Source organism: Streptomyces sp. NPDC056361 (assembly GCF_042262805.1).
In the GTDB taxonomy this organism is placed as follows: domain Bacteria; phylum Actinomycetota; class Actinomycetes; order Streptomycetales; family Streptomycetaceae; genus Streptomyces.
Map to the genome: position 1 here is coordinate 25,605 of NZ_JBHJQI010000046.1, position 11,405 is coordinate 37,009.

Consider the following 11,405-nt stretch of genomic DNA (forward strand, 5'->3'; position numbering starts at 1 on the left):
GGACCGTTCGTCGGGCACGGCGCCGGGCAACAGGACATGCCGCGTGACCTGAGGTATGCCTTTCCCATGGGTTCCCGCCGCAGCGCCTTCGTCCCACGCCTCACCCGGCGTCACGGCCGAATGCTGCTCGCCGTCCCCTTCGCGCTGATCGCGGCGGTCACCGTGGTGGACGTCCTGGTTCCCCCCGAGGTGCACCTGGGACCGTTCCTCATCGCCGCGCCGGCGGTGACGGCGTCGTTCGCGGGACCGCGCATGACCGCCTTCGTGGGGGCGGTCGCGGTGCTCGCGCAGTCGGTCGTGGCCATCGCCCGGACGAGCTTCACGGACCTCAACCACACCTACCAGATCGTCGCCCTCGTCCTCATCTCGATCATCGTCACCTTCTTCTCCTACCTCCGCGAGCGTGACGAGACCCGGGTGACCCGGCTCCGGTCCATCGCCCACGCCGCCCAGAGCGTCGTCCTCCGCCCCCTTCCCCACCACGCCGGACCCCTGCACATCGCCTCCGTCTACCTGGCGGCCGAGGAGGAGGCGCAGATGGGCGGCGACCTGTACGCCGCCGCCCGCACGGCGACCGGGACCCGCCTCCTCATCGGCGACGCCCGGGGCAAGGGCCTCGACGCCATCAGCGAGGCCTCACTCGTCCTCGGCGCCTTCCGGGTCACCGCCCGGCGCGAGCAGGAACTGCCGGAACTCGTCGGGCACCTGGAGGCAGGCGTCGGCTCCATGGAGGAGGCCACCCCCGAGCCCGAGGAACCCCCCGGCCCCGACGACCCGGCCGCCGACGACACCGACGAGGCGTTCGTCACCGCGCTCGTCCTGGACATCCCCGACCACGAGCCCGTCGTACGCCTCGTGAACTGCGGACACCCGCCACCCCTGATCCTCCGCAACGGGCGCGTCATCCCCCTCGACGCCACCGACGCGAGCCCCCCGCTCGGCCTGTCCGACGTCCTCACCCCCCAGGTGACCGTCGAGACCTTCCCCTTCGACACCGGCGACGTCCTCCTGCTCTACACGGACGGCGTCATCGAAGCCCGCGACCACACCCGCGCCTTCTACCCCCTCACCGAACGCCTCCCCACCTGGGCCGGCGACGACCCGCCCACCCTCCTCGGCCACCTGCGAGCCGACCTCCAGTCCTTCGCCGGCGGCCACCTCGGCGACGACGCGGCCCTCGTCGCGGTCGAGCGGCTTCCGCCGAAGCGATAGCGCGGGCCCGCCGTCGACGGGCACGCACCCGGCGACGCCGACCGCTCCCGGCAGCGCACCGCCGCACGTCCTCGGTCCCGCCGGCCGCTCACCGCGCGCGTCTGATGGCGGCGAGCCGCCTCCGGACCTCCCTCACCACGCGCCGCGACAGATCCGGCACCCGACCGTCGTCGTCGGCCATCGGGGTCCGCAGGACGGCGACCAGGTCACCGGCCAGAGCGGTGAGCAGGTCGATTTCGGCCCGCTGCGCTGGCGTGTAGGCGGAGTAGTCGTCCTGACCGTCCACCAGGCCCCCCACCGCGCGCAGCCCGCGCCGCACCTCCTTGCGGAGACCGTCCAGCAGCTGCCGTACCTGACGGCTGTGCTTGCACCAGGCCGCGGCGCCTGCCTCGCGGACCCGGAGCTCAGCGGCGTGCTCCTTGAGAAGGGCGGCGGCGGCGCGCCGCTCGCGAAGGTCCTTGCGCCCCTTCCAGCTGATGAGGCCGCCCGCCGCGAGGAGTACGGGCGCGGCCGTGATGCCGCCGAGCACCAGGGTGCCCGCGGCGATCCCGCCCCCACCCGCCGCCAGTGAGCCACCGCCCAGCCACGCGAGGACGGCACTCGTCGCGGCCGCCCCGGAGAGGCCGGAGATGGCCGTACCCGTGGACGCGGTGGCGAACGCCCCCACCGCGGCGATCGTGCCCGCCTTCAAGCCGACCGAGGCCCCGACGCCGAAAGCCAGCGTGGCGACGGCGCGCACCGCGTCCGAGCGGACGCGGCGTACCTCCGCGTCCGCCGGTTCCGACCCCGGGGGTTCGGCGACGGCCTCCAGATCGTCCGGACCGATGTTCCTCAGATGGGAGAACACGTCACCGAACGGTACGAGCGCCTTGTCGTACGCGCGGCGGCGGGCGCGCTCCTGCGCCGCTGCCTCGACGGCCACGTCCTGGGCCAGCCGTTCCTCGCGCCGGGTCAACTCCGCCGCCCGCCGCCCGTTCCTCTTGCCCAGTCCGATCGCGTCGACCATGGCTATGCCCACCTGTGCAGCTCCCCCTCCCGGCCGCTGCTCGCGCGGCTCCCCGGTCGTCCTCCGCGGAAGTATCGTCGCGCGCGGGCTTCCGCGCGGCCGTTCCGGAAGGGATTGAGCCTGTCGTGTGGACGTTGTGCGTGGCGGGGGACCGGCGCGCGGGGGAGGCGGACGGAGGGACCGTAGTCTCGGCCGCCCCGAGGGCACACACCCCCCGGACCCGCGCTCCGCCGGGAGGGCGGACACCCCCCACGCACAGACACGAGGACCTGTCATGACCGCACAGGACACCGCCCCGCCGCTGCTCACGCCCGATCGGCTCGACGAGGTCGAGGGGTGGTTCTTCGACGCCGACCGGTTCGTCTTCGGGTGGCTCCTGGAGCGTCAGCGCGAGCTCGGGACGCGTGGCGACCTGCTGGAACTGGGCGTCTACAAGGGGAAGAGCGCGATCGTCATCGGGTATCACGCCGCCGAGGGCGAGAGGTTCACCGTGTGTGACCTGTTCGATGCCGGGGAGGCGCCGGACGAGTCGACGGCCACGGAGATGCGGGTGTACTACCCGACGCTGACCCGGCAGGTGTTCGAGGCGAACTATCTGCGGTTCCACCGGCGGTTGCCGACGGTGGTGCAGGGGTCGTCCGCCGGCATCACCGGGCATGTGGGGGCCGGAAGTTGTCGCTTCGTACACGTCGACGCCTCGCATCTGTACCACCACGTGCGCGCGGACATCGCCGCCGCGCGTGAGGTGCTGATCGAGGACGGGGTGATCGCGCTGGACGACTTCCGGAGCCCGCACACTCCCGGGGTCGCGGCGGCGACGTGGGAGGCGGTTCTCACCACGGGGCTGAAGCCCGTGGTGCTGACCGAGAGCAAGTTGTACGGAACGTGGGGGAGGGCCGACGCCCTGCGGGACGCACTGGCCGAGCGCCTGGCCACCCATGCCGCGCTGTGGGGGGTGACGGAGGACGTGGCGGGCCACACGCTGCTGCGGGTGCACTCGCGGTGACCGGTGAGCGGTGACCTGGGCCTGGTGACCCGGGACCGGCGGCGTGGGCGACGACTAGGCGGGCGGCGGCGCGCCGTAGTGGGTGGCGAGGGCGGTGGCGCGGTCCCGTAGGGAGTCGCGCAGCCACTGCGGGGTGAGGGCTTCGGCGTCGGTGTCGAGGCGCCACAGTGCCCAGGTGGCGTGTCGGGGGTCCTGGAAGGTCACCTGCAGGCGCAGCAGGCCGTCCGGGTCGGTCTCCTCGGTGAGGACGGTCAGCGCGGTGGCGACGAGGTCCTGGCGCCGGGCGGGGTCCAGGCGGAGGAGCACGGTGACGCGGTCGCCGCCGGTCCGGAAGCGCGTACTGCGTTCGTGCCAGGCCTGGTCGAGGTCGACGCGGTCGGGTCGCCGGGCCGGTTCGGGGAGTTGTTCCGCGTCGAGGACGCGGGACAGCCGGTACGTGCGGTCCTCTCCGGACCTCGTGGCGAGCAGGTAGCTCTGGCCGTGTGCGGTGACCAGACCGACGGGGTCCACCGTGCGCCACTTCGGGGGCTGGTCCACGGCCGCGTAGTGGATGCGGAGCCGGTGTCCGGAGAAGACGGCGCGGCGGACCGCGGTCACCACGGCGTCGGGTACGTCCTCCGTGACCTGGCGGCGGGCGAGGAGGTCGGTCTCCGGGTCGATGAGGAGGCGGCGGGTCGCGCCGGCGGCGACGGCCCGGTGGTCCTCCGGCAGCGCGTCGACGACCTTGCGCATGGCGGAGGCGAGCGCGGGTCCGAGCCCGAACGCCTGCGCGCCGCGCCGGGATCCGGCGACCAGCAGGGCGAGTGCCTCGTCGTGGTTCAGGGAGGTGAGCTCGGTCTGGAGACCCGGCAGCAGGGCGAATCCGCCGTTCCGGCCGCGCTCGGCGTAGACGGGGACGCCGGCCGAGGACAGCGCCTCGATGTCGCGCAGCACGGTGCGGGTGGACACCTCCAACTCGCGGGCGAGCGCGGTCGCCGAGAGCCGACCGTGCTGCCGCAGCAGCAGGACGAGCGAGACCAGCCGATCGGCGCGCATCCGGAAACTCTACCGACATACATGACAGGGGGTGTCGTGTATTCGCTGGGAGGCTTCAGCACGACACAGAGGCACATCGCCCAGGAGAAAGTGACCCCATGGCACACACCCTTGCCAACCCGGACGGCCTGCACGACCCGGTCCCGTTCGGCTACAGCCACACCGCCGCCGTGCCCGAGGGTACGCAACTGGTCCTCGTCGCGGGACAGTACGGATCGGACGCGGACGGCGCGGTCGTCTCGCCCGACTTCGCCGAGCAGGTCAAGCAGGCGTTCCGCAACCTCGGCGTCGCGCTCGCCGCCCATGGGCTGGACCTCGGCCACGTCGTCCAGCTGCGGACGTACGTGGTGAACCACGACGTCGCCAAGCTCGCGCCGATCGGCGCCGCCATCGCGGAGGGCTGGGGGTCGAAGCCGCCCGTCAACACGCTCATCGGCGTAGCGAGCCTGGCCACGCCCGACGTGCTGTTCGAGGTCGAAGCCAGCGCAGCCCGGCCCTGACGCCCAGGCCCCTCGAACCCTCGGCACCCACCGGCTTCCTTGAGAGGCGACCGGGACGGCCACGGGCAGGAAGGCCGAGAACATGGGAAAGACGGCCAAGGGCAAGGCGAAGGAGGCCACCGGCAAGGCCGTCGGCAACGAAAGCCCGGAGGCGAAGGGCCGCGCCGAGCAGGTCGCCGGTGACCCGAAGCAGGCCGTGCAGAAGGCGCGCGACGCCCTCGAGCACTGACCGGTGACAGCCGACCCGAGAGGCCGGCGGCGGGAGCCGTCGGCCTCTCCTCGCGCCCGTACGGCACCTGCGGGGGATGTGCACGCGAGCGATCGTGCGAGCACGCCTGTGGCCGTGCGCCCGCACGGCCACAGGCCGGACGATCCGGCGAGGCTCGGCATCGTACGTCAACGCCAACGACTGGTGACCTGTGCCGCCCGGCCGCCGCGCTGCGGCCGGGCCGCCCGCCGTGGGGCGGGCCGCTTGCACGGTGTCGCCCGGCCGGGCGTAGTCGAGGAGCACGCGGAACTTCGGGCGCTGGAGCGCTCCTCGTCCGGCCCCGTGGCGCAACCAAAGCACGCGATCTTGGTGCGACTGCTGGTGGATCAGCGGCCGCTGTTAGCCTGCCGTCCATGATCAAGGGCAGCCTGGCAGGCCGAATAGGCCGCTTAGTGGGGGACAGCAGGCCGGAGCGCGTGCTGATCGCCGCCAGTTTCGTCAACCGAGTCGGCAATGGTCTGTTCAACGCGGCGTCGGCGCTCTATTTCACGTTGGTCGTGGGCCTGCCCGCGGTGCAGGTCGGCGCCGCGCTCACCATCGCCGGAGTGATCGGCCTGTGCGCGGGGATACCCGGCGGGCATCTCGCCGACCGGCGCGGCGCGCGCACGATCATGATGTCGGCCCTCGCGGTCCAGGCGGTGTCGATGGCGGCCCTCGTCCTCGTCGAGAGCTGGACCGCGCTCACGGTCATCGCGACGGTCGACCAGATCGCCGCGGCGGCCGGCGGGGCGGCGGCGGGCGCTCTGGTGGTCCGGGTCGGGGGTGATCGCCCGGCCCTGTTCCGGGCGAAGCTGCGCACGTTCGTCAACTTGGGCGTCATCCTGGGAACGGTGGGTGCGGGGCTGGCGCTGGCCGCGGACACCCGCGGCGCCTATGTCGCGCTGATCCTCGGCAACGCGGCGAGCTTCGCCCTGTGCGCGGTGCTTCTGCTCCTGCTGCCCCGCTATCCGGTACTGGCAGCACCGCCGCAACAGCGGCGCTGGCTCGTCCTCACGGATCGTCCCTTCCTGGCGTTCACCGCCCTCTACGGGGCCATGGGACTGCAGTACCCGACGGTCTCGCTGCTCCTGCCGATCTGGATCTCCGAGCACACCGAAGCGCCGCGCTGGACGGTGGCCGCGCTGTTCGCCGTCAACTCCCTCTTCTGTGTGGTGATGCAGACCAGGATCGGCTCGCGTATCGAGACCCCGCACGACGGCGGCCGGGCGTTTCGCACGGCGGGGCTGCTCTTCCTCGTCAGCTGCCCGATGATGGCGCTGGCGGCGTACACCCCGGTCTGGGCCGCGGCAGGACTGGTCCTGACCGCGATCTTCGTCCACAGCCTGGGAGAGGTCTGGGAGTCATCGGCGGGCTTCGCCCTGGGCTTCGGTCTTGCCCCCGACCACGCCCAGGGCCAGTACCAAGGTGTCTTCGGTCTCGGCTTCAGCGCGGGTCAGGCTCTCGCCCCCGCGATCCTCACCACGGTGGTGCTCGGCCTCGGCACGAAAGGCTGGCTGCTGCTGGCGGTGTTCTTCGCGGCAGTGGGCGCTACCGGCCCATCTCTTGCCCGCTGGGGTATGCGGACCCGGCCGCAGCCGGGCGTTGCCGCGGAAGCGACGGGATGACCAGCGAGTAGGTGTCAGAAGCCTTCTTCCTCGTCGTCCCCTTCCACCTCCGGCGCGTCCGGGTCGCGCAGCGTGCGCAGGGCGCCGGTGCCCGGATGGGCACCGGCGAACGGTTGCGCTTACTTGGACTGGGTGGAGAGGCTCACCCCGCTGAAGTCCTGTGCGGCGGCGAGGCTGAAGTAGACCCAGCCGGAGGGCGGGTTGTCGATGGTCAGCGTCTCGCCGTTGCCGGCGTTGGTGGACTTGGCCTGGTGGCTGCCGGTGGTGGCCCAGCTGCCGCCGCCGTAGTACAGGTCGGCGTTGCCGGTGCCGCCGCTGCTGGTGATGGTCAGCTGCTTGACGCCGGCCGGCAGGTAGACGAAGTGGTAGCTGTAGTTGCCGGCGGAGGCGGCGAGGCCGTCACGGCGGCAGTTCTGGTCGAACTGGCGCGGGTCGCCGAGGGTGCAGAGGGGGGCGGGGGCGGCCGTGGCCTCGGGCAGCGGACCGCAGTCGTTCGTCGCGCAGTCGGTCGTGAGCCAGGTCGCGAAGTCCGCGTCGTAGCGGGTGCCGACGGTCTGCTTCAGGAAGGTGCGGGCGCCGGTCCAGTCACCCGTGCGGTAGGCGCCGAGCACGGTCCGGACGTCCGCGGGGTGCTTCTGGAGCATGTAGCGGACTGCGAGCCAGCCCCAGCGGTAGACCCGGTTCGAGTTGACCTCGGGGTCCTCCTCCTGGCCGTAGACGGTGTCGAACAGGTCGCTGAGCTTGTACGTCCGCTTGCCGGCCTCGGCGATGGCGTCGGCGTTGCGCTCGCCTCGGTAGCCGAACGAGATGTTCTCGGCGATGCCCTCGACCCACCAGATGGTGGGCGTGGTGATGCCTGCCTCGAAGTCGCCGTACATGTTGTAGCGGCCGTCGAGGTAGTGGGTGTACTCGTGGTTGAGGTTCCAGATCTGGAAGTCCGGGCGCAGCCAGTGGGCCTCGTGGGCGATGAAGCGGGCCTGGTTGCCGGGAACGGACGGGTTGCCCTCCTCGTACATGCCGCCGTTGTCGACGTCGATGTTGTAGATGGCCCAGGCGTACAGCGCGTACTGGGTGTAGTCGTCGAAGACGACGACCTCCAGGTTCGTGTTCACGTCACCGGGGATCGCGCCCTTGTCGCCGATGATCCGGTGGAAGTAGGCGTCCTGGTTGACCAGGCTCGTGCAGGTGCTCGCCAGTTGGTCGGGGGAGACGTCCTGCGCGCGGATCTTCAGCTCCGGGTTGCAGGTGTGCTGGGTGGGCAGGACCAGGGGCAGCACGCGCTCGCCGAGGTCGCAGATGGCGTAGGCCGCGCAGTTGTTCCGGTCGTACTGGCGCGTGTACCAGCCCAGGTTCATGGTGATCGGCGCGGTGGGGCCGACGTTCGGGTACCGGTTGATCAGGTCCTTGAGGAGCGGGCGGACGCGGTCCTTGAGCTCGGGGACGTCGAGGGCGTAGCCGAGGTAGCGGCCGACGTTGCTGACGACGTCGAGGCGGTTCAGCTGGGCGCCGTTGCGCGTGATGAAGCCGGCCCAGGTGTCGAGGACGGCGGGGTCGGCCTTGAGGGCGGCACGCCAGCCGCGGTCGTCGTTCCTGGCCTTGAAGCCGTTCGAGACGACCCACTCGACGTGCTGCATCGCCAGGTTCATCTGGCCGGGCCACGTGCCGTCGTAGCTGCCGAGCATCCACTTGACGACGCCGGCGTACCGGCCCGCCTCCTGGGTGCTGTCGATCAGGGTGACGACCTCGTTGAGGATCTCGCCGTTGGCGTCCGTGACGTCCTTGCTGCGCGGCGAGGCGAAGAAGGCGTCCAGTGCGCCGCGCGCCGCGCCCTTCAGGGCCGTGCCGTAGCCGCCGACGGCGTCCGCGTTGTTCTCCTGCACGTAGTAGCCGGCGCGCAGGAACATCACCAACTGGCCGGTGGAGGCACTGTTGTTGCCCGCGTACCTGGCGGAGTCGTCGCGCAGCGCGTCGGCGACGGTCACCATCTGGGCCTCGCGGAAGGCCTTCCGCGCGTTCTCCCCGGTGAGGTCGAACAGCGGGTAGGTACAGCTGATCCGGGGGAGGGCCTTGAGCTGCTGCACCAGCGCCGCGCCCGTCGCGTTGACGACGCCGGACAGGTCGCCGCACGCGTCCGCCGCCGCGGACGCCGACCACTTACCGGTCTTGGCGGCGGGTGCGGGTGCGGGTGCGGACTCCTCGGCCCCGTCCTGTGACGAGAGCCGGAAGCGGGGGTTGGCGTTGATCGCGTGGGGCGACTTGGGCACGGGGATCGCCCGGGGTGCCGAGGCGGCGGCGCCCGCGTTCGCACCGGCCCCGGCGGTCGGGTCCACGGGCGCGGCCTGGCTCTGCGGTGCGAACAGACCGAGCGTCATGCAGACGGCCACGCCGAGTACGGGAAGTCTTCGCGCGCCGGTCTTCGATATCCGGAAGGGATGCATCTGTGGGGGCCTCCGGGGCCGTTGGGGCCACGTGCTGGGCAAACAGTCACGGGCACTTGACATGTGACGTGTAAAATTTCACATGTCGCATGGTTCTGGAAGACCCCTGACACGATTCGTCGTCGGCGGCCGGGAAATCCCCGCGAACCCGAGGCCCACCGGCCTCGGCGGCGGAAGCCGGGAGCCGAGCAGGGCGGCCCACCGACCGCGCCCGCGAGCCGTGCGCTTTCGCGTCCGCCGCGGCGACGAGAACGCGCCGGGTCCTCCCCGAGACGTAGACGAGAGGCGTACGCGCGATGCGCCCCGAGGAGGGTGTGCCCGGGTAGGGGGTCGGCGACAATGGCGCGATGAACAGCACGTCACCGGCGGGCCGGTTGCGCGACGGGGTCGCGCTGCTGAAGCGGCCGACCGGCCCGCTGCCGCGGCCGACCCGGTCGGGCCTGGCGTTCGACGCGGTCCTGGCGCTGGTCCTGTCCGCCGTGCTGCTGTCGTACGCCGTGGACCAGGGGCCGGAACGGATGCGGGGCGCCCGGGACGGCATCGCCCCGCTCGTGCTCGGTTCGGAGACGGCGACCACGGCCGCCGTGATCGCCCTGACGGTCCTCGCCTCGGCGCCCCTGGTGCTGCGCCGCAGGTACCCCTTGGCCGTGCTGTGGACCGTGACGGCGGCGACCGCGCTGACGCCGTACGACGCCCAGCGGATCACCTTCTACGCCGGCGTCGTCGCGGCCTACACCGCGGCCGTCTACAGCCCCTACCGGGTGGCCACGCTGTCGAGTCTCCCGGCGCTGCTCCTCGCGAACGGTTCGATCACCCACCTGGAACTGCTGACGGTCTCGTCCTCGGTCCCCACCAAATACGTCCCGCTCATGGTCCTCGTCCCGCTCGTGCTCGCGGCGAACGGGATGCGCACCTGGAAGGTGCGCACCGCCGAGAGCCGGGCGCAGGCGGCCGCGCTCGAACGCGAACAGGCCGAGGAACTCCGCCGCGCCGCCGAGCGGGAGCGGGCGCGCATCGCCCGCGAGCTGCACGACGTGGTGACCCACAACGTCAGCATGATGGTGATCCAGGCCGGTGCCGCCCGCACGGTCCTGGACATCGCCCCCGACCGGACCCGCGAAGCCCTCCTCGCCATCGAGGCGAGCGGCCGGACGGCGCTGTCCGAACTGCGGCACACGATGGGGCTGCTCACCATGGACGCCGAGGACGGCGCCGCCCCGGCCACCGCGAACCTCGACCCGCAACCCGGCCTCGACCAGCTGGAATCGCTGGTCGCCCGGGTGCGGCACGCCGGCACCCCCGTCACCCTGCACGCCACCGGCACCCCGCGCGACGTGCCGTCCGGCATCAGCCTCGCCCTCTACCGGGTCGTGCAGGAGGCACTGACGAACACCGTGAAGCACGCGGGCGGCGCGAGCGCGGCCGTGACCCTCGACTACGGCGCCGACCGCCTGTGCGTGGAGGTCACCGACACCGGCGGCAGCCCACGCGCCGCCGCCACCACGGGAAACGGGCGCGGACTGATCGGGCTGCGCGAGCGGCTGGCGGTCTACGGCGGCACCCTGCACACGGGTCGCCGCCTCACCGGCGGCTACCGTGTCACCGCACGCGTACCCCTGGAGACGGCGTGAGGGAGACAAGGTGAACGACCCCCTGCGCGTGGTCATCGCGGACGACCAGGCGCTCGTCCGCGCCGGCTTCCGGATGATCCTCGAGGCCCACGGCGTCGACGTGGTCGCGGAGGTGCCCGACGGCGCCGAGGCCGTCGCCGCCGTCCGCCGCACCCGGCCCGACGTGGTCCTGATGGACATCCGCATGCCGGGGACGGACGGCCTGGAGGCCACCCGGCGCATCCTCACGGGCGCCGCCGACCAGCCGCGCGTGATCATCCTGACCACGTTCGACCTCGACGAACTCGTCTACGAGGCCCTGTCCGCGGGGGCGAGCGGCTTCCTCCTGAAGGACGTCACCCCCGAACACCTCGTGGCCGCGGTCCACCTGGTCCGCACCGGCGACGCGCTCCTCGCACCCACCATCACCCGCCGCCTCGTCGAGCGCCACGCGCGCACCGCCCCGGTCGGCGAGGCGGCCGACCTGCACCGCGACCTGGCGATCCTGACCCCCCGTGAGCTGGAGGTCCTGCGGCTGCTGGCCCAAGGCCTGAGCAACGCCGAACTCGCGCAGCGCCTGTACCTGTCCGATACGACGGTGAAGACCCACGTCGGCCGCATCCTCGCCAAACTGGGCCTCCGCGACCGTGTCCAGGCCGTGGTGACCGCGTACGAGACCGGACTCGTCACGGCCCGTTCCCCCTCCGCCGGCGAACGGGCCTGACT

The 11,405-nt window shown here is 72.2% G+C and carries 10 protein-coding genes; 7 read left to right on the forward strand and 3 right to left on the reverse strand.

The window, feature by feature from the left end; genetic code table 11:
- Positions 1 to 66 precede the first annotated feature (66 nt).
- Positions 67 to 1,212, forward strand: coding sequence for a PP2C family protein-serine/threonine phosphatase (locus tag ACFCY7_RS17235; protein WP_376485736.1), 1,146 nt, complete (start codon positions 67 to 69; stop codon positions 1,210 to 1,212).
- A gap of 88 nt (positions 1,213 to 1,300) precedes the next feature.
- Here ACFCY7_RS17235 and ACFCY7_RS17240 read toward each other — a convergent pair whose 3' ends face one another.
- Positions 1,301 to 2,218 (reverse strand): hypothetical protein, encoded by a 918-nt coding sequence (locus tag ACFCY7_RS17240; RefSeq protein ID WP_376485738.1) that lies wholly within the window; start codon positions 2,216 to 2,218, stop codon positions 1,301 to 1,303.
- Positions 2,219 to 2,492: 274 nt separating this feature from the next.
- Here ACFCY7_RS17240 and ACFCY7_RS17245 point away from each other — a divergent pair, with 274 nt between their 5' ends.
- Positions 2,493 to 3,224: a class I SAM-dependent methyltransferase gene (locus tag ACFCY7_RS17245; protein ID WP_376485739.1), complete on the forward strand. Its 732-nt coding sequence runs from the start codon at positions 2,493 to 2,495 to the stop codon at positions 3,222 to 3,224.
- Positions 3,225 to 3,278: 54 nt separating this feature from the next.
- Here the strand turns inward: ACFCY7_RS17245 and ACFCY7_RS17250 are convergent, their stop codons facing one another.
- Positions 3,279 to 4,259 (reverse strand): helix-turn-helix transcriptional regulator, encoded by a 981-nt coding sequence (locus ACFCY7_RS17250; protein WP_376485741.1) that lies wholly within the window; start codon positions 4,257 to 4,259, stop codon positions 3,279 to 3,281.
- A gap of 98 nt (positions 4,260 to 4,357) precedes the next feature.
- On the opposite strand from ACFCY7_RS17250, the gene ACFCY7_RS17255 reads away from it, so the two are divergent.
- From ACFCY7_RS17255 to ACFCY7_RS17265, 3 genes are all read left to right on the forward strand, one after another.
- Positions 4,358 to 4,759 (forward strand): RidA family protein, encoded by a 402-nt coding sequence (locus ACFCY7_RS17255; RefSeq protein ID WP_376485742.1) that lies wholly within the window; start codon positions 4,358 to 4,360, stop codon positions 4,757 to 4,759.
- Positions 4,760 to 4,841: 82 nt separating this feature from the next.
- Positions 4,842 to 4,988 (forward strand): CsbD family protein, encoded by a 147-nt coding sequence (locus ACFCY7_RS17260; protein WP_376485744.1) that lies wholly within the window; start codon positions 4,842 to 4,844, stop codon positions 4,986 to 4,988.
- A 392-nt stretch (positions 4,989 to 5,380) separates the two neighbouring features.
- The gene (locus ACFCY7_RS17265) at positions 5,381 to 6,631 is read left to right on the forward strand and encodes an MFS transporter (protein ID WP_376485747.1); all 1,251 of its coding nucleotides are present in this window, start codon (positions 5,381 to 5,383) and stop codon (positions 6,629 to 6,631) included.
- A gap of 119 nt (positions 6,632 to 6,750) precedes the next feature.
- On the opposite strand, the gene ACFCY7_RS17270 is transcribed toward ACFCY7_RS17265, so the two are convergent.
- Complete coding sequence (locus ACFCY7_RS17270; RefSeq protein WP_376485750.1) at positions 6,751 to 9,015, reverse strand: collagenase; 2,265 nt, start codon at positions 9,013 to 9,015, stop codon at positions 6,751 to 6,753.
- A gap of 401 nt (positions 9,016 to 9,416) precedes the next feature.
- Here ACFCY7_RS17270 and ACFCY7_RS17275 point away from each other — a divergent pair, with 401 nt between their 5' ends.
- Complete coding sequence (locus ACFCY7_RS17275) at positions 9,417 to 10,700, forward strand: sensor histidine kinase (RefSeq protein WP_376485754.1); 1,284 nt, start codon at positions 9,417 to 9,419, stop codon at positions 10,698 to 10,700.
- A gap of 10 nt (positions 10,701 to 10,710) precedes the next feature.
- Positions 10,711 to 11,403, forward strand: coding sequence for a response regulator (locus ACFCY7_RS17280; protein ID WP_376485756.1), 693 nt, complete (start codon positions 10,711 to 10,713; stop codon positions 11,401 to 11,403).
- The last annotated feature ends 2 nt before the right edge of the window (positions 11,404 to 11,405 follow it).